Origin of the sequence: Streptomyces sp. NPDC001315, assembly GCF_042896175.1 — a bacterium.
In the GTDB taxonomy this organism is placed as follows: Bacteria; Actinomycetota; Actinomycetes; order Streptomycetales; family Streptomycetaceae; genus Streptomyces.
The window spans coordinates 59,318-82,038 of record NZ_JBIAWZ010000017.1 but is presented as its reverse complement, the minus strand read 5'-3'; the positions used below and the strand labels follow the sequence as shown (position 1 = coordinate 82,038).

Sequence of the window (22,721 nt, the reverse complement as noted above, 5' to 3'; positions counted from 1 at the left end):
CTCATGACCGACATGTTACCCACGAGTAGCCTCCGCTGGCCAGACCTTGCGCCTCCGCCTTCGGTATGCCCCTGACAAGGGTCCGTGACCGGTTCGCGTCCCGGGCGGCACTAGGGTTGCTCGGCATGTGGCCAGGACAGCAGCAGCCGCCCGGGGGCGAGCACAACCCGCAAGGGCAGACCAACCCGTACCAGCAGCCGGGATACCAGCAGCCGAATCCGTATCAGCAGCCCGGCTATCAGCAGCCCAACCCCTATGGGCAGCAGCCGCAGTGGGGCACGCCCTCACCTGCCGGCTTCCCTCAGCCACAGCCGAGCGGCGGTGGCGGTGGCGGTGGCAACCGGACCAAGCTGATCGCGATCCTGGCCGCCACGGCCGTCGTGGTGGCGGCCGCCGTCACCGGGTACCTGGTCCTGGGCAAGGACGACAAGCCGGTCGAGGTCTACGGCAAGGACAAGAAGCCGAGCCGGTCCACGACCGCGGAGCCGAGCGACTCGGCCGCCACTGACGACAACCCGCGCGGCAACGAGACCGAGAAGCCGACGGTCGCCGGCTGGAAGGTCGTAGTGAACCCCAAGTGGGGCGTCGCCTTCGACGTACCGGCGGACTGGGAGGTCCGGTCTCCCGGCCTGAGCATCGGCTTCGAGGAGACGGAGTCGGACGACACCAAGCCGATCATCAGCATGTCCGGTACGGCCGAGTACCAGTCGAAGTGGTGCACGTCCGACGACGACAAGAACGGCCTGACCGACGACACACCGCTGGCCGTGGTGGGCACGAAGGGTGCCAGCGGCGCCAAGAGCGCCGACGACGTCGCGATCGACACCCCGGCCTGGTGGGTCTACGGCGGCTACACCCAGCCGGACAAGAAGTCGCTCACGTTCGACAAGAAGGCCACGCCCTACACGACCGCCTCCGGGATCAAGGGCAGTTACGCCTGGGCGCAATCCACTGACACGCCGCAGAAGGGCACGTGCGCCGGCGACGGCAAGGCGATCACGTTCGGCTTCAAGAACTCCGCCGACGACTTCGTCTCCTGGAACCTCTACGGGGCCAAGGGTGTCGACGAAGAGGTCCCGAAGGCGACCATCATGAAGATCCTCAGCACGGTGCGGCTGCACGGGGACCCGGCGGAGAGCTGACCGGGCCGAACGCCACTACTCCTCATCCGTGCCTTTCTCGGGCCGCGTCCGTCCGACTTCCGGTTCGGCCGCCTGCTGGGCACGGATGTGCAGGATGTCCCCGATGAACAGGTCGTAGACGAGCACTCCGATCACGCCGCCGACCAGCGGCCCGACAATGGGGATCCAGAAGTAGTTGCTGAACGCCCCCGACACGGTGCCGGGCATCGCCAGGTCCTGCCATCCCGCAGCCCAGGTGAGCAGGCGCGGGCCCAGGTCACGGGCGGGATTGATGGCGTAGCCGGCGTTCGCCCCGTAGGACATGCCGATCGCCGCGACAGCGAATCCGATGATCAAGGGGCCCAAGTTGGCCTTCACCGCGGTGTTACGCAGATCGACGACGGCGACGATCAGCATCACCAGGAACATGGTGCCGACGATCTGGTCGAACAGTGGTCCCCAGATGCCGCCGTGGAAATACGGCGCCGGGAACGTGCCGAAGATGGAGAAGGACGCGAGCGTGTGGCCATTGGTCTTCGGGCCCTTCATGGCGGCGTCGAAGGTACTGATCGCGTTGTGGTAGACCCCGTAGACGAGCGCGGCGCCGGTGAATGCCCCGATCAGCTGCGACGCCATGTACGGGAGGACCTTGGCCCAGGCGAATTTCCGGCGCACCGCGAAGGCCAGGGTCACCGCCGGGTTGAGGTGCGCCCCGCTCACTCCCCCGGCCACGTACACACCGAAGGTCACGGCCAGTCCCCAGCCCCAGGTGATCAGCAGCCAGTCCCCTGCTCCCCAGAAGAATGTCGTGGGCCCCGATGTACGACCCGAGCCCGGCAGGGCGGCGACCGCCATGGCCACCGCGCCGCAGCCGAAGGAGATGAGAACGAACGTCCCGAGGAACTCTGCCAGGCATTCGCCCCACAGGCCTCCCCGGCGCCTGAGCCGAGAGGGCTTGAGAAGTGGTGGGATCTCTACAGCCATGGATCCTCCCAGACTGTCATTTGTCGCGCCGAAAGGCGCTCGATCCCCTCCCTCCGATGCTGGTCATCCTACCGTGGCCTGGACCTACGGGCTCGGTGACGCCATGTCCCGCCCGAGCCCGCGAAGGCGGAAGCGGTTGCCGTTCCGTCGGCCGTTCGTGTGGGCGTCCGCGCCGGAGGACCAAGCCGGTGGCCCAGGGCGGGCCGGGGGCCGAGAGGGGGTCAACCGATACCGAAAGCCCCGTCGGGGGGCTCGGGTGACGGTACGGCGTCCTCGTCCCGTACGGGCCGCGCGTCGCCCATGAAGTCCCTCAGCGCGGCCCCGTGTTCGACGCGCGCCGGGAAGGCGTCGGCGGCGGCGAGCCGGGTCAGGGCCGCGGTGTCGAGCGGGTGGTGCGCGGCGACGAGCACCGCGTTGCCGAAGCGGCGGCCGCGCAGCACGCCCGGTTCGGCGATCAGCGTGAGGGCCGGGAACACCGTCGCGAAGGTCGCGAGTTGGGAGCGCAGGAAGGCGAAGGGCGCGGCGTCGGCGAGGTTGGCCAGGTAGACGCCGCCGTCGCGCAGAACCCGCCCGGCCTCGCGGGCGTAGCCGACGGACGTCAGGTGCGCGGGGACGCGGGAGCCGCCGAAGACGTCGGCGACGAGGACGTCGGCCGAGTCGTCGGGGGCGGCCTCCAGCCAGACGCGGGCGTCAGCCGCGTGCAGGGTGACGCCCGCGCCGTCCGGGAGCGGGAGGTGCTCGACGACCAGTTTCAGCAGGCCCTCGTCGGCCTCGACGACGTCCTGCCGGGAGCCGGGCCGGGTCGCGGCCAGGTACCGGGGCAGTGTGAGCGCGCCGCCGCCGAGGTGCAGCGCGTCCAGTGGACGCCCCGGCTCCGCGACGGTGTCCAGGACGTGCCCGAGCCTGCGGGCGTACTCGAACTCCAGATGCGTCGGCGCGTCCAGGTCGACGTACGACTGCGGTGCCCCGTCGACGGTCAGCAGCCAGGCCCGCTCCCGATCGACGTCGGGCATCAGCTTGGCGAACCCGTGATCGACGACTCGGCTTACGGGTATGGGCTCGTTCACCTTCCCATTGTGCCCGCGTGGTGCGCCCGGGAGTGGCCGGGGGGACCGCGCGACCGGCCGTAGCCGGCCCCGCGGTCCCCCGGGCATGGAGTACCCGTCACTCGACGGCGGTCACGGTCCCCGCCCCGACGGTCCGCCCACCCTCGCGGATGGCGAAGCCGAGCCCCGGCTCCAGCGGGACCTCGCGGCCCAGCTCGACCGTCATCGTGACGGTGTCGCCGGGGCGGGCGACCGCCGTCTCGCCGAGGTCGACGTCGCCGACCACGTCCGCGGTGCGGATGTAGAACTGCGGCCGGTATCCGGTCGACACCGGGGTGGTACGGCCGCCCTCGCGCCCCGACAGCACGTACACCTGCGCCGTGAAACGCCGCCGGGGCAGCACGCTGCCGGGCGCCGCGACGACGTGCCCGCGCCGCACCGCGTCACGCGGCACTCCGCGCAGCAGCAGCGCGACATTGTCGCCGGCCTGCGCCTCCGTCATGGGCTTGCCGAAGGTCTCGACGCCGGTGACGACGGTCTCGACACCGGCGCCGAGCACCTCGATCCGGTCGCCGACGCGGACCGTGCCGCGCTCCACGGCGCCCGTGACCACGGTGCCCCGGCCGGTGATGGTGAGCACGTTCTCCACCGGCAGCAGGAACGGCGCGTCCACGTACCGCTCCGGCATGGGCACATACGTGTCCACCGCGTCGAGCAGCGCCTCGATCGACGCCGTCCAGCGCGGGTCGCCCTCCAGGGCCCTCAGCCCGGAGACGCGTACGACGGGAGCGGCGTCGCCGCCGTAGCCGTGCGCGGTGAGCAGTTCGCGGACCTCCAGCTCGACAAGGTCGGAGAGCTCCTCGTCGCCCATGTCGGCCTTGTTGAGCGCGACGACGATGTGGTCGACGCCGACCTGGCGGGCGAGCAGCACGTGCTCGGCGGTCTGCGGCATGATCCCGTCGAGCGCGGAGACGACGAGGATCGCCCCGTCGAGCTGCGCGGCCCCGGTGACCATGTTCTTGACGTAGTCGGCGTGGCCGGGCATGTCCACGTGCGCGTAGTGCCGGGTGTCGGTCTCGTACTCGACGTGCGCGATGTTGATGGTGATGCCGCGCGCGGCCTCCTCCGGCGCCCGGTCGATGCGGTCGAACGGCACGAAGGTGCCGGCCCCGCGGTCGGCGAGGACCTTGGTGATGGCGGCGGTCAGGGTGGTCTTGCCGTGGTCGACGTGGCCCATCGTGCCGATGTTCAGATGCGGTTTTGTGCGCACGTATGCCGTCTTGGGCATGGCGGTACCTCGAAGCCTCTCAGTGAGCCGAGTGAGGTCCCGGCGCTCGGAGCGCGGCCGGGACGGGGACCCCGGGGAACTGGCCGACCCTCCCCCTGCGGGGTCCGCCGGACTATCCGGAGAGGGTCAGCTTCGGGCGCCGTCGACTGCTGCGACGACCACGGGAACGGCAGCCTTCGGGGCATCCGCGACCGCGGATGCTGCGAGGAGGAAGGCGTACCGGAACATGACGCCGATCATCGCCGACGCGTCACCTCGCGTCGAATGGTTTTCCGTGCCGGTCCGTCGAGGGCACGCGCGCGTGGACGTGGTTTTCCGGGGGCCCATACGGCGATCACACACGTAAGTCGGTTACTGTCACCGGATGCTCGATGCCACCACCCGCTCTGGGGGCACCGCCACGGCCTCTCCCCGGGCCGCCGCGACGGAGTTCACCGTCGCCCTGTCCGCGCCCGCCGGTTTCGGCTCGCGCTGCACGAGAGCACTGCTCTCGCCCTGGTCCCGGTTCGCGCTGCTCGTCGTGCTGCTCTTCGAGCCGCAGAAGCTGCTGGCGCACGGCTGGCCGCCGCATGTCGGGGGTGCCGCGGCGGCCGTCGTGTTCGCAGTGGCGTACGGCCTGTGCACGGTGGCGTTCGTGCCCCGGCCGTTGCTGAACCTGGCGGCGGGCGCGCTGTTCGGCTCGCAGCTCGGGGTCGGTTCGGCACTGGCGGGCACCGTGCTCGGCGCCGGGATCGCCTTCGGTCTGGGCCGGGTGCTCGGGCAGGACGCGCTGCGGCCGCTGCTGCGGGGTCGCTGGCTGAAGGCGGCGGACGGACAGCTCAGCCGGCACGGCTTCCGCTCGATGATGGCGGCCCGGCTGTTCCCCGGGGTGCCGTTCTGGGCGGCGAACTACTGCGCCGCCGTCTCCCGCATGGGCTGGCTGCCGTTCCTGCTCGCGACGGCGCTCGGGTCGGTTCCGAACACCGCCGCGTACGTCGTCGCGGGCGCCCGTGCCTCCGCGCCGACGTCGCCCGCGTTCCTGATCGCGATGGCCTGTATCGCCGTACCGGCGCTGGTGGGCGCGGTGGTGGCCTGGCGCAAGCGCCACCACCTGCGGCCCAGCTGACGGCCTGTTACACGGCTTCCAGGATCATGGCGTTGGCGAGGCCGCCCGCCTCGCACATCGTCTGCAGCGCGTAGCGGGCTCCGCGCTCGCGCATCGCGTGGACCAGGGTCGTGGTCAGACGGGTGCCGCTCGCGCCGAGGGGATGCCCGAGCGCGATCGCGCCGCCGTGCACGTTGACCTTGGCGAGGTCGGCGCCGGTCTCCTGCCGCCAGGCCAGCACCACACTGGAGAACGCCTCGTTGACCTCGAACAGGTCGATGTCGTCGAGGGTGAGGGAGGCCCTGCGCAGTACCTTCTCGGTCGCCGGGATGACGCCGGTGAGCATCAGCAGCGGGTCGGAGCCGGTGACGGCGAAGCTGTGCAGGCGGGCCAGCGGGCGCAGACCGAGGCGGGCCGCGGTCTCGCCGGCCATGATGAGTACGGCCGAGGCTCCGTCGTTGATCGGGCTGGCGTTGCCCGCGGTGACGTTCCACTCGATCTGCGGGAAGCGCTCGGCGAAACCGGGGTCGTAGTAGGCGGGCTTGAGGCCGGCGAGGATCTCGGGGGTGCTGCCGGGCCGTACGCACTCGTCGCGGGTGATGCCCTCCAAGGGGGCGACCTGGGCGTCGAAGAGGCCCGCGTCCCAGGCCGCGGCCGCCTTCCGGTGCGAGGAGACCGCGAAGGCGTCCAACTCCTCACGCGTCATGGACCACTTCGCCGCGATGAGTTCGGCACTGATGCCCTGCGGCACGAGGCCCTCCGGGTAGCGCCCGGCGACTCCGGGACCGAAGGGGTCGGTGCCCGGCAGCACCGCCGATCCCATCGGCACCCGGCCCATGGACTCCACACCACAGGCGACGACCAGGTCGTACGCCCCTGACATCACGCCCTGCGCCGCGAAGTGCACCGCCTGCTGGGAGGAGCCGCACTGGCGGTCCACCGTGGTCGCGGGCACCGACTCCGGGAAGCCCGCCGACAGGACGGCCTGCCGGGTGATGTTGACGGACTGCTCACCGACCTGGGTGACCGTGCCACCGATGACGTCGTCGATGAGCGCCGGATCGATGCCCGAGCGGTCGACGAGGGTGCGCAGGGTGTGGGCGAGAAGCTCGACGGGGTGGACGTGCGCGAGGGCGCCGTTCGGCTTGCCCTTGCCTATGGGGGTGCGTACGGCTTCGACGATGACTGCGTCACGCATGGTGCGGGCCTCCTTGGCCGCTGGGGCCACCAGTGCGATTACTGGTGAGTAGGAAATTCAAACTCACCATAGCTCTGCGAGTTGGAAAATCAAACCCTCCCCTAGAATCGACTTCATGGCCGCCACCCGAGACCCGCGCCCCTGCTCCATCGCCGACGCCCTGGCGCTCGTCGGTGAGAAGTACTCCCTGCTCGTCCTGCGGGAGGTGTGTCTCGGCAACGGACGCTTCGACCAGATGGTGCGCAACATCGGCGCCCCGCGCGACGTCCTGGCCACCCGGCTGCGCCGGCTCGTCGACGCCGGGATCCTGACGAAGCGCGCCTACAGCGAGCGCCCGCAGCGGTTCGAGTACCGGCCCACGCAGGCCGGTCTCGAGCTGGAGCCGGTCCTGGTGACCCTCATGGCGTGGGGCGACCGTCATCTCCGTGAAGACGACGATCGCCCCATGGTGATCGAGCACCTCTGCGGCAACGAACTGGTGCCGCTCGTCACCTGCTCGGCCTGCGGCGACGAGGTCCGGCACGAGGACCTGACGGCCCACCCCCAGGCCCCGGGCTGGACGGTGACGGGGCCGACGGCGGCCTGAGCGCTCCGCTGGAAGCGGGGCGACGAACTCGCGGGCCGGCCGTGGCTGGTCCCGCAGTTCCCCACGCCCCTGAGGAGCGCGGGTACCGCCGCCCTCAGGGGCCGGCGTAGCAGTGGACGGCCACCGTCAGGCCCGGCCCCCACACCTGCTCGACCGTCGCCATGCGCTTCCACCCCAGCCGCTCGTACAGGGCGGCCGCGGCGGTGTCGGAGGACACGACGTCGAGCACCGGGTGCAGACCGTGCCGCCTCGCCTCCCGCACGGCCCGGTCGATCAGCAGGGCGCCGATGCCGTACCCCCGGGCCCACGGCGCGACGAACAGCCGGCCGACGACGGCGGCCGACTCCGCGGCCGCTCCGGTGCGCTCGCTCCACAGCCCGGGAGCGAGATCGCCCTCCGCGCTCCGTGACAGTCCGACGTGGCCGGCGAGACGGCCGTCGAGCTCGGCCACCCAGGCCCCGAGGGAGGAGGCCGGCGACAGCCACTCCCCGGGCCGGTCGGGCCAGTTCACGGGATAGCCGTCACGCCGATGGACCTCGGCCAGGACCCGCACGCACACCGCGAGGTCGTCGTCCGTCCTGTCGCGGACCGAACCGGCCGCCCGTCCGTTCACACGCTCCCCTGCCGGACCTCGTACACGTCGAGCCGCCCGCACATCCCGAACCGCCCGTACTCCGAGGGCTGTTCGGATCGTACGAGGGCCCCGCCGAGGTGGGAGAGGTCGCCCCGTTCGAGGCGGTCGAGCTGCTCCCCCGTCGCCGCGGCGGCCGCCTCCGCGCCGCACCGCCAGCGCTCGCGCCACTCGGCGATCCGGGGCCGCACCAGCGCGCCGGCGGCCCGGTGAAAGGCAGCCAGCGCCTCGGGCCCTTCCGCGGCGCGCAGCGCCCGGTAGCCCTCCAGGGCGAGGTCGCGGCGGGCGCGGGCGATCCGCTCCCGCTCCGTCTCGGGCGCGTCGGCCGGGATCGTCGTCGCGGCGGCGTACGTCTCCGGATCGGTCAGGTACGGCGCAGGCAGGGTGAGCACCGCGTCGCCCGCCTCCGGCAGACCGCTGTTCTGCATCAGGACGGTGATGCGCAGGTCGTCCTCGTTGACCAGCCGGTGGATCGTGCCGGGCGAAAACCAGGCGACCGTGCCCGGCGCGAGCGGCGTGACCGCGTACCCGGACGCGGTGAGCGTCTGCACGGCGCCGCGCCCGCCCGTGACGACGTACGCCTCCGAACAGGCCAGGTGCATATGAGGGGTTCCGCCGCACAGACCGTCGGCCGCCGGCCAGTCGTACACCGACAACTGCGACAGACCGACCCCGCCCGGCAGACCGGCGAACTCCGCCGCGCTCACCACGGGTGCGCCTCCAGATACTTGGCGATCTCCTCCCGTTCCCAGGCCCCGTCGGCCACCACGATCCGGTAGCGGCGGGTGAGCGTGTCGCCGGGGGCGAGTTCGAGCTCGTCGTGGAAGGACCAGGACGGGGCGACGCCGGCGAAGGGGTCGTTGCGGACGAACCAGTGGGCGGGGTGGGCGCCCTGGGTGCCGGCGTGGTCGTTCTCCGGGGCGTGCGCGAAGACGAGGGTGGCGTGGCCGTCCGTGCCGTCGTGCTCACCGGAGAGGGCGAGCCAGGGCGACTGGGAACCCATGAGTTCCTGCCCCTCGCCCTCGGGTCCGATGACACGGCCCTCGCGGAAGGCGCGCGGGCCACGCCAGAACAGGCCCGTGTAGCCGGCCGACTCACGCCCGGCGGTGGTCGGGCTGCCGAACCGCAGCGGCTCGTCGCGCCGGTTCGTCACGGCGGTCGTCCAGGTCAGCGCCCAGGAGCCGGAGGCCGGGTCGACGTCGTGGATCTCGACGCGGCGCTGTTCCTCCGCCCACAGCTCCCCGCTGTACGGGTGCCAGGTGAGCCGCTCGGCGATGACGACACGGTCTCCGTCCGAGACGACCTCGTCGAAGGCGACGTGCGCCATCGAGCCGACGCGCTCTGGTAGTTCGAGATATCCCTTTCCGTGAACGTATGTGTTTCCGCCCCACAGATTCGCCCCCGACAGATGGGAGGCGGTCAGCGACAGGCCCTTGTGCCAGCGGTGGTCGTTGGGCCGGTAGTCGGTGACGACGTCGCCGGCCAGGGTGCGGATGGGGTGGATGTACGGCTTGGGCGCCTCCCAGGCCGCCTCCGGCCGGTAGACGTAGGAGAGCAGCTCGACACCGGTGGTGGGTTCGGTCACCGTGATGCGGTCGCCGTGCGCGTGGACGATGCGCAGTCCGTTCGTCATGCGGGCACCTCCTCGCTCGTGTCGGGCTGTTCGACGACGGTCGCGGGCGCCCAGCCGGGCACACCCCCGTGCAGGGCCGTGTAGAACGGGTCGCCGGGCCCGATCTCGCCCCGTCGCACGGTGACGTCCGTGAACGCCGATTTGTACAGCGCGCTGATCAGCTCCAGGCTGGTGCGTCCGTCTTCGCCGCTGCTGCGCGGCCGCTCCCCGGCGCGCATGCTCGCCACCAGTTCGCGCAGCTGCTCCAGGTGTGAACTGGGCACGTCCGCGCCGAAGTCCTGCCAGGCCGCCGCCTCGTCGCCCGGCACGTCCGCGGCCGGAGTGATGCGCCAGTCGGCGTTGCTGTGCCCGTAGAGGTGGGTGAGTTCGACGGTGGCGCGCTCGCAGTCGATACGGATGCGGCTGACCTCGTCGGGGCTGAGAACACTGTTGACGATCGTCGCCATGGCCCCGTTCTCGAAGCGGACCAGGGCCGTCGAGACATCCTCGGTCTCCACGTCGTGGACCAGGCGACCGGCCATGGCCCGCACCTCGCTCCACGGTCCGAGCAGATCGAGCAGCAGATCCATCTGGTGGATCCCGTGCCCCATCGCCGGTCCTCCGCCCTCGGTCTGCCAGCGGCCCCGCCAGGGCACGGCGTAGTAGGCGGTGTCGCGGTACCAGGTGGTCTGGCAGTGCGCCACGAGCGGCCGGCCCATGGTCCGCTCGGTGAGCAGCCTGCGGACGTGCCGGGAACCGGAGCCGAAACGGTGCTGGAAGACGATCGACGCGTAGGGACCGCCCTCGGCGCCCTCCTCCGCCTCGACGGCGTCGAAGTCGGCGAGGGTCGGCACCGGCGGTTTCTCGCACCACACCCAGGCCCCGGCACGCAGCGCCGCCACCGTCTGCTCACGGTGCAGGGTCGGCGGGGTGCAGATGGTGACCAGGTCGGGCCGCTGCTCGCGCAGCATCCGGTCCAGGTCGGTGTACGCGTGCGGAATCCCGCCCGCCGTACAGAACTCCTGCACGGCGACGGCGTCGATGTCGACCGCGGCGACGACCTCGGTCTCGCCCTCCCCGGCCAGCTGCGCCAGCGCCGGCAGATGGGAACCGCGCGCGATGGCGCCGGTGCCGATGACGGCGGCGCGGATGCGGCGGCCGGTGAGCGGAGCGGGGTGCGCGGAGGCGAGCGGAGCGGAGTGGGGCTGGGACGTCCCGGGGTGGGCGGCGGGCGTGGGCATGGACGTGATCAGCACTCCTCCGGAGCGGCGAACAGGACGGCAGGGCGACAGTAAGCGCTTTCCCTTTCGCTGCAACGTATGCGGCGGCACCGTGGCCGGTCAACACCCGGAGGCACCTCCTCGCCGACCTCCTCGCCGACCGCCTTCGAAACCCCTGTGGTGGGCCTGTCACCCGGGGACGCTACGCTGCCCCACGGCGCACGTGATCAACGCGCGCGACGGAACGCGTGTCCGTATCACCGCATGGCGGACCCGGCGGCCCCTCGTCCCTCCCACAATCGGCACTTGGACTCCCTCACTTCATGTCTTGGTTTGAATCCCTCATCCTCGGACTCGTCCAGGGGCTGACCGAGTTCCTCCCCGTCTCCTCCAGCGCGCACCTGCGGTTGACCGCCGCCTTCTCGGGCTGGCACGACCCGGGGGCGGCCTTCACGGCGATCACGCAGATCGGCACGGAGGCCGCTGTGCTGATCTACTTCCGCAAGGACATCGGGCGGATCATTTCCGCATGGTGCCGCTCGCTGTTCGACAAGGCGATGCGCAGCGACCACGACGCGCAGATGGGCTGGTTGGTGATCGTCGGCTCGATCCCGATCGGTGTGCTCGGCCTGACGCTCAAGGACCAGATCGAGGGTCCGTTCCGCGATCTGCGGGTCACGGCGACCATGCTGATCGTCGTCGGCATCGTCATCGGCATCGCGGACCGGCTCGCGGCCCGCGACGAGCAGGGTGGCCGGCACCGGGCACCCAAGCAGCGCAAGACCCTTGAGGACCTCAGCGCGAAGGACGGCCTGATCTACGGCCTCTGCCAGGCCTGCGCCCTCATCCCCGGCGTCTCCCGGTCCGGCGCGACCATCAGCGGCGGCCTGTTCATGGGCTACAAGCGCGAGGCCGCCGCCCGCTACTCCTTCCTCCTCGCCATGCCGGCGGTCCTCGCGTCCGGGGCCTTCGAGACCAAGGACGCCTTGGAGAGCGACCATGTGGCGTGGGGGCCGACGATGTTCGCGACGGTGATCGCGTTCGCGTCCGGCTACGCCGTCATCGCGTGGTTCATGAAGTTCATCTCCACGAAGAGCTTCATGCCGTTCGTCTACTACCGCGTCGCCCTCGGCATCGTCGTCATCGCCCTGGTCACGGCGGGTGTGCTGAGCCCGCACGCGGCGGAGTCGGCGGGCTGATCCGCTGCAGGACCGCTTCGGGGACCCACCGCATCTGCTCGCGTGCGGCCTCTGCCGTGACGCCGGTCGGTGCGCTCTGCGTGGCGTCGTCCGGATCGACCGATCACGCGTCGTCGGCTGATCACGCGTCGGTGACCAACCCCATACGGTCTGAGTAGCCATCCGGTAGCGCAGTGTCAGTGCTTGCGCCTAGGCTTGCCCGCATGTCCCCCGAATCCGTGGCCCCTGGTTCCGTGCGCTGTGCCGCCGAGGTGAACGAACAGATCCGGGCGCTCTGGATGCGCGCGGGCGGCTCCTTGTCGGCCCAGGAGCGGGCGGAGTACGAGCTGTTGGTGGTCGAGTGGGCCGCGGCGATCCGCGGCAGGGTCATCAAGGCGGCCTGAGCCGTCCCCACGTCCTGCCGCCCGAGGGGGGTCACCACAAGCCGCGCACCGTTCGGCCGTACTGCTCCCGTGTCGCCCGCCGCTCCCTCCATGACCGTCCGTTAGGGTCGCAACGCCACGAAAGTCCCGATCTTCACGGAGGACAGGACGGCGAAGATCAATCGCGAGCGCCTGGTCAGAACGCTGACGTTCTGGCTGCGTCCTTCCTTCGCGTTGCGCGTCATCAACCGGTTCCAGAAAATCGTGGGCTTCGACCGCTCGATGGCCTTGGCATCCAGCGCGCTCACCACGGTCATCCCGCTCGCGATCCTCAGCGGCACCCTGATGAGCAACTTCGCGGACTACGACGCCGCGGAGCGGATCATCAACCGCTACAGCCTCACCGGGGCAGGCGCCGAGGCGGTCAGATCCCTCCTTTCCCCTGCCGAGAACACCGGTGCGAGCGTGGGCGTCTTCGGGGTCGTGTTCCTGATGATCTCCGCGCTGAGCTTCGCGCGCGCCTCGCAGCGGCTGTTCGAACAGACCTGGGAACTGAGGCCTCTCAGCGTCCGCAACACACGGAACGGCCTGTGGTGGGTCCTCGCTCTCGGTGGCTACACGGCGGTCACCGGATGGCTCTACGCGGTCCTCGGCGGAGGCCGGCTGGAGCTGGCGGCCTCGGCGTGCGAGGTACCGGTGACCGCCGCGTTCCTCGTCTGGAGCGGCCGACTCCTGTCCGCGAAGCGGATCGACTGGCCGGGCCTGCTCCCCTTCGGCATCACCGCGGCCGTACTGACGGCGGTCTATTCGGTGGGCGCGACCGTCTACCTGCCGCGGCTCTTCAACACCTACGCCGCACGCTATGGAGCGGTCGGTGCCGTCTTCGCGATGATCTCGGCACTCTTCGGCGCCATGCTCGTCACCGTCGCCTCGGCGGCCCTGGGGCGAGAGGTACGAGACGAACTCATCCGGATCCGACAGGGCCTGCGCCCCTCGGACAACGAGGTCCGCCGCCAGTGGGACAGCGTGGTCGAACAGACACGCTCACGTTGGCGCACCGCACGGGAGCAGGTCTCTCATCGTCGCCCCAAGGACTCGGAGAAGACTTAGGACTGAGCGGCCGACGTCGCCGCCCGCCCTCCGTGGTACCGGGGATTCGCGATCACCGGGCATGTTTCCCACAGCTCCACCCCGGCCGTGATCAGCTCCAGTACCGCGCGTTGTTCGGCGGGCGTCCACACGGCGGACTCGCCTCCGAACAGCTTGTCGTACGCGCTGTCGTGCACCGCTCCCTGCCGGGGCAGCCGGTGGACCGCGTCCACGCCTCGGGCCAGGTCCTCGAAGAAGTTCCACGCCTCCAGCACGGCGCCCGCCGGCACCTTCCGGTGGATCGGATCGTCCAGCCAGTGCTGGACACGGACCAACTCCAGCGTGCCGGCCTCGGAAGCGGCCGACTGCCACCCGTGCCGACGCACGTACGCCCGCGTCTGCCGGCCGGTCACGAACACCGGTACGCACCGACGACCGCCTCCTGCCAGGGCAAACACCTGGTCGGGTTCGTCACCCCGCCCACCGACCCACAGAACGATCCCGGCGCGTCCACGCCCACGCACCCGGTACGCGTAGAGACTCCCGCGTCCTCGACCGGCTCCGGCCGCGAACGCCTCTTCTTCCCCCGTCGTTGTCATGCCTCACACTGACATACGTCTGTCGCCCGGGGGCGCCGGGGCGTGACCGTCCATGACCGCCGAATATCGCCGCACGCCCCTTGGCGCGGCCCGCCCCATGCCCAACACTGAGCCGATGACGCAGCGTGTGGAGCTCGCGACCGTGATGGACCGGCTGGCCGTCGACGGACTGATCACCGACTACGCGGTGGCGGTGGACGACGGGGACTGGGTGGCGTACCGGGGCCTGTTCACCCCGGACGGGCGTGCCGACTACCGCTCGGCCGGCGGCGTCGAGGGGGACGCCGGGAAGGTCGCCGCCTGGCTCGCCGAGAGCATGCGGCTCTTCTCCATGCGGCAGCATCTGATCGTCAACCGCCGGGTGCGTTTCGGGGTCCTGGAACAGGACGCCGGGGACACGGCCCGTGTCCAGGCCGACTACGTCAACCCCATGCGCCTCGCCGGTCCCGACGGCGACTCGGCCGCCGCGCCACCGGACTTCGTATGCGGTGGCCGCTACGCCTTCGGCCTGCTGCGGACGTATGACGGCTGGCGACTGCGCGAGGTGGTCGTCGAGGAGAAGTGGCGCCGCATGCCCGGCCGGCAGGCCGACAGCGTGGTCGACTGAGCCGAGGCCCCCTGTCGGAGTTCCTCCCCCGGCACGCACACTGGAACCACCGGGACGGGGTAGGGAGGCGCGGTATGAGGACACTCGACCGATGGCTCGCCTCCCCGTGGCGCCGCGCCGTGCTCGCGGCACTGGCGGGTGCCCTGCCCGTGCTCGCCTTCCCCGCCCCGTCCCTGTGGTGGTTCGCCTACGCCGCCCTGGTCCCGTGGATCCTGCTGGCGCGCTCCGCTCCGAGCGGGAAGCGCGCGGCGTACGACGGCTGGTTCGGTGGGTTCGGGTTCATGCTGGGCATGCACCACTGGCTGCTGCCGAACCTGCACGTGTTCACGTTCGTCATAGCTGCTCTGCTGGGCGTGCTGTGGGCCCCGTGGGCCTGGTTGGTGCGCCGTTTCCTGGCCGGGGTCCCCTCACGGAGCCGGGTCATGGCCGCCCTCGTCGTGCTGCCGTCGGCCTGGCTGGCGATCGAGCTGGTGCGTTCCTGGCAGGGCCTGGGCGGGCCCTGGGGCATGCTCGGCGCGAGCCAGTGGCAGGTGGAGGCGGCGCTGCGGCTCGCGTCAGTCGGCGGAGTGTGGCTGCTCAGCTTCCTGGTGGTCGCCGTGAACGTCGCGTTCGCCGTCCTCGCGTCGGTCCGGGAGTCCCGGGTGCCCGCCGTGGCCGGCCTCGTCGCCACCGCCGCGGCCACCTCGGCGGCCTGGGTGTGGTCGCCGCGGCCCGACGTCGACGGACGGGCCCGGATCGCCGTGGTCCAGCCCGGGGTCATCGGCGGCACCGACAGCGGCGACCGTCGCTTCGACCGCGAGGAGCGGCTGACGCGTGAACTCGTCGGGCGGGACGTCGACCTGATCGTCTGGGGGGAGAGCAGCGTCGGCTTCGACCTCGGCGACCGGCCCGACCTGGCGCGGCGGATCGCCACGCTCTCCCGGGAGACCGGCGCCGATATCCTGGTCAACGTGGATGCCCACCGCTCCGACCGGCCCGGTATCTACAAGAGCTCCATCCTGGTGGGCCCGAACGGGCCCACCGGCGACCGCTACGACAAGATGCGGCTGGTCCCGTTCGGCGAGTACATCCCGGCCCGCTCCCTGCTCGGCTGGGCCACCTCCGTCGGCAAGGCGGCCGGCGAGGACCGCAGGCGCGGCACCGAACAGGTCGTGATGAACGCCGGGCACGGGCTGCACATCGGCCCGCTGGTCTGCTTCGAGACCGCCTTCCCCGACATGACCCGCCATCTCGCCGAGGACGGCGCCGACGTATTGGTCGGCCAGTCGTCGACGTCGACGTTCCAGCAGAGCTGGGCCCCGGAGCAGCACGCCTCGCTGGCGGCGCTCCGCGCGGCGGAGACCGGCCGCCCGATGGTGCACGCGACGCTGACCGGGGTCTCCGCCGTGTACGGACCGAGGGGCGAACGGATCGGGTCGTGGCTGGGGACGAGCGCGAGCGAGGCGCAGGTGTACGAGGTGCCGCTGGCCACGGGTGTCACCCCGTACGTCCGCTTCGGCGACTGGCCGGCACACGCGGCCCTGCTGGTGCTGGCGGCGCTGTGCCTCACTGAGGGCGTACGGGCGGTCAGACTGCGCCGGAGCGCTCCCGCACCGCACGCACCACCCGCTCGCACAGTTCATGAGTGGCCAGCGCATCCCGGGCACTGAGCACCTTGCCCGCACGCACGGCGTCGAGGAAGGCCAGCACGGCCTGTTCGATACCGCGCTGCCGGGCCACCGGCACCCAGTCGCCACGTCGGCGCACGGTGGGCTGGCCCTTGTGGTCGATTATCTCGGCGAGGTTGACCACCTGGCGCTTGGTGTCCTGACCGGAGACCTCCAGGATCTCCTCGGCCGAGCCGCTGAGGCGGTTCATCACGCCCAGTGCGGTGAAACCGTCCCCGGCGAGCTGGAGCACGACGTGGTGCAGCAGGCCGTCGCGGACGCGGGCCCGGACGCTCACGTCGTCGACCGGTCCCGGCACCAGGAAGCGCAGTGTGTCCACGACGTGGATGAAGTCGTCGAGGATCATCGTGCGTGGCTCTTCCGGCAGCCCGATGCGGTTCTTCTGCATGAGGATCAGCTCGCGCGGGTGCTCGGCGCACTGCGCGTACCCGGGGGCGTGGCGCCGGTTGAAGCCGACGGCGAGTGACACCCCGCGCTCTTCGGCGAGCGCCACGAGCCGCTCGGAGTCGGCGAGTTCGTAGGCGAGCGGCTTGTCGACGTACGTCGGTACGCCCGCTTCCAGCAGGCGGGTGACGATCTCGGGGTGCGCGGCGGTGGACGCGTGCACGAACGCGGCGTCGAGGCCCTGGGCGAGGAGGGAGTCGAGGTCCTGGTGGCGCTGGGGGCCGGGGAGGTGAAGGGTGGCGGCGACCCGGTCGAGGGTCGCGGGCGTCCGGGTCTGGAGGTGCAGTTCGACCTCGGGCTGGACTCCGAGCACCGGCAGGTACGCCTTCTGCGCGATGTCGCCGAGTCCGATGCAGCCGACCTTCACGGGGGGAGCTCCTTCACTGCTTGTCCGCGCCTGACTCCACGGCAGCATACGGGCGGTCCGCGATACCGTCGAAGCCACGCGGGAAGAGCGACGACCCCGCCTTGGAGAGCGCGGCGACCGCGGGGTTGCGCCGACCTGATCACCGACCCCGCGCTCGCCCGCCCGGCTCGCCGAGCGCGGCATGCGCGGGCTCACCCACCGGACGGTCGACGAGGCGACCGGACTCCCGCAGGGCTCGACGTCCGATCTCGCGCGGACCCGGCAGGCGCCGCTGGAGCTCGCCGTACGGCGCCCAGGCCGGGAGGCGCGGGTGCTGCCGCAGGAGGAGACGCCCGATCCGCGAACCCCACCGGCCTCGCTGGTGGACGGGCCGGCGCTGGCGACGCACCGCCGGGCTTCGCCACCCGGGTGCCGGGCCCGGAGGGGGGGTCGGGCCTCGCTGCGGGAACTGCTCCATGGAGTGCTCGGCCACTGGAAACGCCTGGTCGGGGATGGCGAGTTGGGGAATGATGCGGGCATGACGACCGAGCGCAGCGAACCCGCCCTGAACGCCGACGAACGCACCATGCTCGAAGGCTGGCTGGACTACCACCGGCAGACGCTCGCCTGGAAGTGCCAGGGCCTGACCGACGCACAGCTCAGGACCGCGTCCGTGCAACCGTCCGAGCTCTCCCTGATGGGGCTCGTCCGGCACATGGCGGAGGTGGAGCGCAGTTGGTTCCGCAAGGTGCTGGTGGGCGAGAACCCGGGGCCCATCTACTACAGCGACGAGGACCGGGACGGCGAGTTCCATCTCACCGAGGCGGACACCTGGCAGGAGGCGTACGCCACTTGGCAGGCCGAGATCGAGGCCGCCCGGCGCAACGCGGCCGGCTTCGGTCTCGACGATCTCTCCAAGGGAACGAGCAGGTTCACCGACGAGCCGTTCAGCCTGCGCTGGATCTACACGCACATGATCGAGGAGTACGCGCGCCACAACGGCCACGCAGACCTGATCCGCGAGCGCATCGACGGCGTCACGGGCGACTGACGTCAAACCTCGGCGAGCCCGAAGGCTCCTTATGGGGCACGACATCACTCTTGGGGGGCAACCTCCGCTCATCCGCCGTGCCTCACGGGTCCGGACCCAGCAGAGTGGCGCGAGTGTATCGAACGACGACGACCGCAACACTTCTGGTCACCGTGGCCGTCTCGGCCCTCTCCGGCTGTGTGACGGTCCAGCACCCGCCCGCGTCCGGACCTCCGACGGCCCCGGTGGCGCTCGCACCGACATCCGTGCCCCGGCCGGACGGCGAGGCCGAGCCGCAGGTCGTGCAGGCGCCGGCGCGGGAGGCGCTGGAGCTCGTAGGACCGTCCCGGAGCGCGGAACCGAAGCCGCCGGCGCACCAGGCGCCGGGTCCCCGCACTCCAGCGCACGACCGCTCCGGGCCGCCGCATCCGGAGCCCCGGCGGCATCAACAGCCGCGCGTCGAGACCCCGGACGTGTCCGAGCCGGTACGGAAGAACACGGACGTGTGCGCGCTCGGCAAACAGTACGGGGGCTGGCAGGCGGACAGCCCGGAGACGGTGATCTGCGAGCAGACGTACGGCCGTTGAGGCGGAGCGACGCCGCCGTTTCAGGACCGCTGTCGCGGCGGCCCCCAGCTCCCCTCGCCGGAACCGCCTCCCTCGCCCAGCCGCAGCTCCATCCGGCTGATCGCCGCCCGTACCCCGTCCCCGTACGTGTCGTCGCCCAGGGCTGCCGCAGCTCCGCGGGCCCGGCGGACGTGGCTGCGGGCGGCGTCGGAGCGGCCGAGCTTCACATAGTCCGCCGCCAGGTTCAGATGCAGCGACGGATACAGCGCCCGCGCAGCGACCGCCCCCTCGTTTCCCGCCTGCCCCGCGCGTCGCTCGTCCGTGAGTTCCTCGGCGGCGGTCAACGCCCTCAGGTCCCAGGCCAGTTCGTCGCCGGGGTCGTCCTGGGTGTCGGCCAGGTAGTGGGCCAGGGTGCAGCGGTGCAGGGGGTCACCGTGCTCGCCGATCTCCGTCCACAGGTCCAAAAAGCGGCGGCGGGCCTCCTCACGGTCGCCTCCGTGATGCAGCATCACAACCTGCCCGATCCGCGTCAGCACGGCATCGGGCGCCGCCTGGTCCTGTCGCTCCGCCACGGTGTCCTCCGCGTGCTCGTCGGCCGTCCTCGCCGGTCTTTCCTGACCGACGCTAACGGCAGGCACCGGCGATCCGGGGCAGGCGGCACCGGGCCGGCCGGGGAAGCGACCGGCCCGGCGGCGGTCAGCCCAGGTTCGGAACGGTCCAGTCGATCGGCTCGTGGCCCTGCTGCGCCACCGCCTCGTTGATCTGCGTGAACGGACGGGAGCCGAAGAACTTCTTGGCCGACAGCGGCGAGGGGTGCGCGCCCTTGACCACCACGTGCCGGGTTTCGTCGATCAGCGGGAGCTTCTTCTGCGCGTAGTTGCCCCACAGGACGAAGACCGCCGGGTCGGGCCGGTCGGCCACCGCGCGGATCACCGCGTCCGTGAACTTCTCCCAGCCCTTGCCCTTGTGCGAGTTCGCCTCACCGGAGCGGACGGTGAGCACCGCGTTGAGCAACAGCACGCCCTGCTGGGCCCACGGCATCAGATAGCCGTTGTCCGGGATCGGCGTGCCCAGCTCCTCGTGCATCTCCTTGTAGATGTTGCGCAGGGACGGCGGGACCCTCACCCCGGGGCGGACCGAGAAGCACAGACCGTGGCCCTGGCCCTCGCCGTGGTACGGGTCCTGGCCGAGGATCAGGACCTTCACCTGCTCGTACGGCGTGGCGTCGAGCGCGGCGAAGACCTCCTCGCGCGGAGGGTAGACGGGACCCTTCGCTCGCTCCTCCTCGACGAACTCCGTCAGCCCCTTGAAGTAGGGCTGCTGCAGCTCTTCGCCCAGGACCCCGCGCCAGGACTCGGGCAGCATGGCGGTGTCGGTCACGTCAACGTCCTTATGTCGTGCGGTCGCTTCCAGGCCTCAGAACCTACAGGCGACCACTGACACCCGGCCCGGCGGACGGCGCTACCAGCTGGTCTTGCGCGACAGCTCCCACATCATCATGATCGTCGACGGGTCCAGCGCACGCTCCCCGCCGGAGATGTCCTCGTGCGCGGCCACGTACTGCTTGCCCTGCCACAGCGGCAGCAGCCGCGCGTCGTCGACGATGATCTGCTGGGCCTCCTCGAAGTCCTGCTCCACGTTGGCGCGGTCGCTCTCCTGGCGGGAGCGGGGCAGCAGCGTCTCGGTGATCTCATGCGCCGGGTAGGGCGTACCGAGCGCGTTCTGCTCGCCCACGAACGGCGCGATGAAGTTGTCCGCGTCGGGGAAGTCGGGGAACCAGCCGCGCCCGAACACCGGGTACTCGCCCTTCTGGTAGCCCTCGACGTACGTCTTCCAGGGCCGGTCCTTGAGCGTGATCGCGAACAGGCCCGAGGCCTCGAGCTGACGCTTGAGCTCCGCGAACTGCAGGGCCGTCTCGGAGCCGTAGCGGTCGCTGGTGTACCAGAAGGTGAGCGACACGGGCTCGGTGATGCCCGCGTCGGTGAGAAACTTGCGGGCCTTGACGGTGTCCGGGTCGCCGAAGTCGTCGAAGAAGCCCGTGGTGTGGCCGGTCAGACCCTTGGGGACCATGGAGTACAGCGGGTCCACGGTGTCCTTGTAGACCTTGTGGGCGATCGCCGCCCGGTCGACGACCTGCGCGACGGCCTTGCGCACGGCGGCCTTGCCGGCCCACGGATCCTGCGGGTTGAACACCAGGTAACTGATGTCGGTGCCCGTGCCCTCGACCAGCTGGAGATCCTCCGCGCCGTCCTTCTTCTCGAGGGCGACGATGTCGCCGGCGGCGAGACCACGGTAGGTCACGTCGATCTGGTTGTCGCGCAGCGCCTTGACCATGGTGGCGGAGTCCTGGAAGTAACGGATCGTCACCGCATCGTTTCTGCGCTCCGCGAAGCCCTTGTAGTTCTGGTTCTTGACGAGTTCGGCCTTCTTGCCCTCGTCGTACGACTGGAGCTTGTACGGCCCGGATCCGTAGACCTTGCCGTCCTTGCGGAGGGCGCCCGCCGGGTAGTCGTCGGGGTCGACGATGGACATGGCCGGGGTGGCGAGGACGAACGGGAAGGTCGCGTCGGCCTGGTTGAGGTGGAAGACGACCTCGCGCTCGCCGAGCACCTGCACCCGGTCCAGGCTGCCCAGCAGCCCGGCGGGGCCGCCGGACACGTTGATCTTCTTGATCCGGTCGATCGAGTGCTTGACGGCCGAGGCGTCGAGCGTGTCCCCGTCGGAGAACTTCATGCCCTCGCGCAGCTTGCAGCGGTACGTGCGGTTGGAGTCATCGGTGAACCCGCAGCTCTCGGCGGCGTCGGGCTGGGGCGTCGTCGCGCCGTTCGGGTAGGCCAGCAGCGTCTGGTAGATGTTCCGGAACAGCTCCCAGGAGCCGTCCCAGGAGGCGGCCGGGTCCAGCGTGCTGGGGGCGCTGGTCGTCCCCACGGCGATCGGTCCCTCGCTGCCGGAGCCGCTGTCCGAGAAGTAGCCGCATCCAGTCACGAGGGATATGGACGCGATCGCCGCCACTTGCCGAAGGCTTCGCTTCCGGTTGAACACGCGCACGCTCCTCGATCTGCCGTGCCAAGGGTCGGCAGACCATACCGCAGTGCCACGCGAGTTGAACCTGCTTCGTGCGGGACTCTTGATCAACTCGCGTTCGGCGAGGTTGTCATATGTCTGTGAGTCTCCTGTGCGCCGAAACGGGCGCCGTTTCCGTAAAGATCCGCAGGCGTCCGAAAGGATCCGTTACGGAGGAAACAGCGCCCGTGTCGAGCCCCTGCGTGTCAGCCGACGCCGGCGTTGAGGAAGATGCCGCCGTCGACGACGAGCGTCTGGCCGGTGATCCAGTCGGACTGCGTCGAGGTGAGGAACGCGGCGGCGCCACCGATGTCGGAGGGCACGCCGAGCCGGCCCAGCGGGTAGGCCGCTGCCGCCTCCGCCTCCCGGCCCTCGTACAGGGCCGTCGCGAACTTGGTCTTCACGACGGCCGGGGCGATCGCGTTGACCCGGACCCGCGGCGCGTACTCGTGCGCCAGCTGCTGGGTCAGGTTGATCATCGCGGCCTTGCTGACGCCGTAGGCGCCGATGAAGGGCGAGGCCGAGAGGCCCGCGACGGAGGCGATGTTGACGATCGCGCCGCCGTTGTCCTTCTGCCAGGCGTGCCAGGTCTTCTGGGCGAAACCGAGTGCCGAGATCACGTTGGTCTCGAAGACCTTGCGCGCGACGTCCAGGTCGAGGTCGGCGATCGGCCCGAACACCGGGTTCGTACCGGCGTTGTTGACCAGGAAGTCGACGCGGCCGAAGGCCTCCATGGTGCGCTCGACGGCGGCGGCCTGGTGGTCCAGGTCGTGGGCCTTGCCGACGACGCCGATGACCCGGTCGGCGCCGAGCTTCTCGACGGCTTCCTTCAGGGCGTCCTCGCCCCGGCCGGTGATGCAGACCCGGTCACCGCGGGCGACCAGCGCCTCGGCGACGCCGTAGCCGATGCCGCGGCTGGCGCCCGTGATGAGGGCGACCTTTCCCGAGAGCTCGGGGCGTTCAGTCATGTCCGTGATCC

General features: G+C 70.9%; 24 protein-coding genes. 10 read left to right on the top strand and 14 right to left on the bottom strand.

Features of this window, described 5'->3' with window-relative positions:
- Positions 1-125 precede the first annotated feature (125 nt).
- Positions 126-1,142: a hypothetical protein gene (locus ACFY16_RS32860; protein ID WP_390650860.1), complete on the top strand. Its 1,017-nt coding sequence runs from the start codon at positions 126-128 to the stop codon at positions 1,140-1,142.
- Between the two features lie 15 nt (positions 1,143-1,157).
- Here the strand turns inward: ACFY16_RS32860 and ACFY16_RS32855 are convergent, their stop codons facing one another.
- The 3 genes from ACFY16_RS32855 to tuf form a co-directional block, all read right to left on the bottom strand.
- Positions 1,158-2,105 carry an MIP/aquaporin family protein gene (locus tag ACFY16_RS32855; RefSeq protein WP_390650859.1) on the bottom strand — a complete coding sequence of 316 codons (948 nt, stop codon included), beginning with the start codon at positions 2,103-2,105 and terminating at the stop codon, positions 1,158-1,160.
- A 221-nt stretch (positions 2,106-2,326) separates the two neighbouring features.
- Complete coding sequence (locus tag ACFY16_RS32850; RefSeq protein WP_390650858.1) at positions 2,327-3,172, bottom strand: spermidine synthase; 846 nt, start codon at positions 3,170-3,172, stop codon at positions 2,327-2,329.
- 97 nt (positions 3,173-3,269) lie between these two features.
- On the bottom strand, positions 3,270-4,439 hold the full coding sequence (gene tuf / locus ACFY16_RS32845) for an elongation factor Tu (RefSeq protein ID WP_390650857.1): 1,170 nt from the start codon (positions 4,437-4,439) through the stop codon (positions 3,270-3,272).
- A 364-nt stretch (positions 4,440-4,803) separates the two neighbouring features.
- Here tuf and ACFY16_RS32840 point away from each other — a divergent pair, with 364 nt between their 5' ends.
- Positions 4,804-5,544 (top strand): TVP38/TMEM64 family protein, encoded by a 741-nt coding sequence (locus tag ACFY16_RS32840; RefSeq protein ID WP_390650856.1) that lies wholly within the window; start codon positions 4,804-4,806, stop codon positions 5,542-5,544.
- 7 nt (positions 5,545-5,551) lie between these two features.
- Here ACFY16_RS32840 and ACFY16_RS32835 read toward each other — a convergent pair whose 3' ends face one another.
- Positions 5,552-6,721 carry a thiolase family protein gene (locus tag ACFY16_RS32835; RefSeq protein ID WP_390650855.1) on the bottom strand — a complete coding sequence of 390 codons (1,170 nt, stop codon included), beginning with the start codon at positions 6,719-6,721 and terminating at the stop codon, positions 5,552-5,554.
- A 115-nt stretch (positions 6,722-6,836) separates the two neighbouring features.
- On the opposite strand from ACFY16_RS32835, the gene ACFY16_RS32830 reads away from it, so the two are divergent.
- A complete protein-coding gene (locus ACFY16_RS32830) occupies positions 6,837-7,307 on the top strand; it encodes a winged helix-turn-helix transcriptional regulator (RefSeq protein WP_390650854.1) in 471 nt (156 codons plus the stop codon).
- A gap of 94 nt (positions 7,308-7,401) precedes the next feature.
- On the opposite strand, the gene ACFY16_RS32825 is transcribed toward ACFY16_RS32830, so the two are convergent.
- Genes ACFY16_RS32825 through ACFY16_RS32810 form a run of 4 tightly spaced genes read right to left on the bottom strand, consistent with a single transcriptional unit; the run spans position 7,402 to position 10,791 of the window.
- A complete protein-coding gene (locus ACFY16_RS32825) occupies positions 7,402-7,920 on the bottom strand; it encodes a GNAT family N-acetyltransferase (protein ID WP_390650853.1) in 519 nt (172 codons plus the stop codon).
- On the bottom strand, positions 7,917-8,648 hold the full coding sequence (locus ACFY16_RS32820) for a cupin domain-containing protein (RefSeq protein ID WP_390650852.1): 732 nt from the start codon (positions 8,646-8,648) through the stop codon (positions 7,917-7,919). The genes ACFY16_RS32825 and ACFY16_RS32820 overlap by 4 nt, the downstream gene beginning before the upstream one ends.
- Positions 8,642-9,571, bottom strand: a complete 930-nt coding sequence (locus tag ACFY16_RS32815) for a PmoA family protein (RefSeq protein ID WP_390650851.1) — start codon at positions 9,569-9,571, stop codon at positions 8,642-8,644. The genes ACFY16_RS32820 and ACFY16_RS32815 overlap by 7 nt, the downstream gene beginning before the upstream one ends.
- On the bottom strand, positions 9,568-10,791 hold the full coding sequence (locus tag ACFY16_RS32810; RefSeq protein ID WP_390650850.1) for a Gfo/Idh/MocA family protein: 1,224 nt from the start codon (positions 10,789-10,791) through the stop codon (positions 9,568-9,570). Before ACFY16_RS32810 ends, ACFY16_RS32815 begins: the two co-directional genes overlap by 4 nt.
- Positions 10,792-11,093: 302 nt before the next feature.
- Between ACFY16_RS32810 and ACFY16_RS32805 the strand changes: the two genes are divergently transcribed.
- The 3 genes from ACFY16_RS32805 (at position 11,094) to ACFY16_RS32795 (ending at position 13,441) form a co-directional block, all read left to right on the top strand.
- Positions 11,094-11,969, top strand: a complete 876-nt coding sequence (locus ACFY16_RS32805) for an undecaprenyl-diphosphate phosphatase (RefSeq protein ID WP_390650849.1) — start codon at positions 11,094-11,096, stop codon at positions 11,967-11,969.
- A 203-nt stretch (positions 11,970-12,172) separates the two neighbouring features.
- Positions 12,173-12,352: a hypothetical protein gene (locus ACFY16_RS32800; protein WP_390650848.1), complete on the top strand. Its 180-nt coding sequence runs from the start codon at positions 12,173-12,175 to the stop codon at positions 12,350-12,352.
- Between the two features lie 261 nt (positions 12,353-12,613).
- Positions 12,614-13,441 carry a hypothetical protein gene (locus tag ACFY16_RS32795; protein WP_390650847.1) on the top strand — a complete coding sequence of 276 codons (828 nt, stop codon included), beginning with the start codon at positions 12,614-12,616 and terminating at the stop codon, positions 13,439-13,441.
- On the opposite strand, the gene ACFY16_RS32790 is transcribed toward ACFY16_RS32795, so the two are convergent.
- Positions 13,438-13,839 (bottom strand): hypothetical protein, encoded by a 402-nt coding sequence (locus ACFY16_RS32790; RefSeq protein WP_390650846.1) that lies wholly within the window; start codon positions 13,837-13,839, stop codon positions 13,438-13,440. The genes ACFY16_RS32795 and ACFY16_RS32790 overlap by 4 nt on opposite strands.
- Positions 13,840-14,134: 295 nt before the next feature.
- Here ACFY16_RS32790 and ACFY16_RS32785 point away from each other — a divergent pair, with 295 nt between their 5' ends.
- Positions 14,135-14,626, top strand: a complete 492-nt coding sequence (locus ACFY16_RS32785; protein WP_390650845.1) for a nuclear transport factor 2 family protein — start codon at positions 14,135-14,137, stop codon at positions 14,624-14,626.
- 74 nt (positions 14,627-14,700) lie between these two features.
- Positions 14,701-16,275: an apolipoprotein N-acyltransferase gene (lnt, locus tag ACFY16_RS32780; RefSeq protein ID WP_390650844.1), complete on the top strand. Its 1,575-nt coding sequence runs from the start codon at positions 14,701-14,703 to the stop codon at positions 16,273-16,275.
- Here the strand turns inward: lnt and ACFY16_RS32775 are convergent.
- Complete coding sequence (locus ACFY16_RS32775) at positions 16,193-17,104, bottom strand: Gfo/Idh/MocA family protein (protein ID WP_390650843.1); 912 nt, start codon at positions 17,102-17,104, stop codon at positions 16,193-16,195. The two genes, lnt and ACFY16_RS32775, sit on opposite strands and share 83 nt — an antisense overlap.
- Positions 17,105-17,621: 517 nt before the next feature.
- Here ACFY16_RS32775 and ACFY16_RS32770 point away from each other — a divergent pair.
- Positions 17,622-18,134, top strand: coding sequence for a DinB family protein (locus tag ACFY16_RS32770; protein ID WP_390650942.1), 513 nt, complete (start codon positions 17,622-17,624; stop codon positions 18,132-18,134).
- A 113-nt stretch (positions 18,135-18,247) separates the two neighbouring features.
- Positions 18,248-18,700, top strand: a complete 453-nt coding sequence (locus tag ACFY16_RS32765) for a hypothetical protein (protein ID WP_390650842.1) — start codon at positions 18,248-18,250, stop codon at positions 18,698-18,700.
- 20 nt (positions 18,701-18,720) lie between these two features.
- Here the strand turns inward: ACFY16_RS32765 and ACFY16_RS32760 are convergent, their stop codons facing one another.
- The 4 genes from ACFY16_RS32760 to ACFY16_RS32745 all read right to left on the bottom strand — a co-directional run bounded on the left by ACFY16_RS32760 (position 18,721) and on the right by ACFY16_RS32745 (position 22,710).
- Positions 18,721-19,251, bottom strand: coding sequence for a hypothetical protein (locus ACFY16_RS32760; protein WP_390650841.1), 531 nt, complete (start codon positions 19,249-19,251; stop codon positions 18,721-18,723).
- Between the two features lie 124 nt (positions 19,252-19,375).
- On the bottom strand, positions 19,376-20,059 hold the full coding sequence (gene ung, locus ACFY16_RS32755) for a uracil-DNA glycosylase (RefSeq protein ID WP_390650840.1): 684 nt from the start codon (positions 20,057-20,059) through the stop codon (positions 19,376-19,378).
- Positions 20,060-20,140: 81 nt separating this feature from the next.
- Complete coding sequence (locus tag ACFY16_RS32750; RefSeq protein WP_390650839.1) at positions 20,141-21,721, bottom strand: ABC transporter substrate-binding protein; 1,581 nt, start codon at positions 21,719-21,721, stop codon at positions 20,141-20,143.
- Between the two features lie 227 nt (positions 21,722-21,948).
- Entirely contained in the window at positions 21,949-22,710 is a 762-nt protein-coding gene (locus ACFY16_RS32745) for an SDR family oxidoreductase (RefSeq protein WP_390650838.1), read from the bottom strand.
- Positions 22,711-22,721 lie beyond the last annotated feature (11 nt).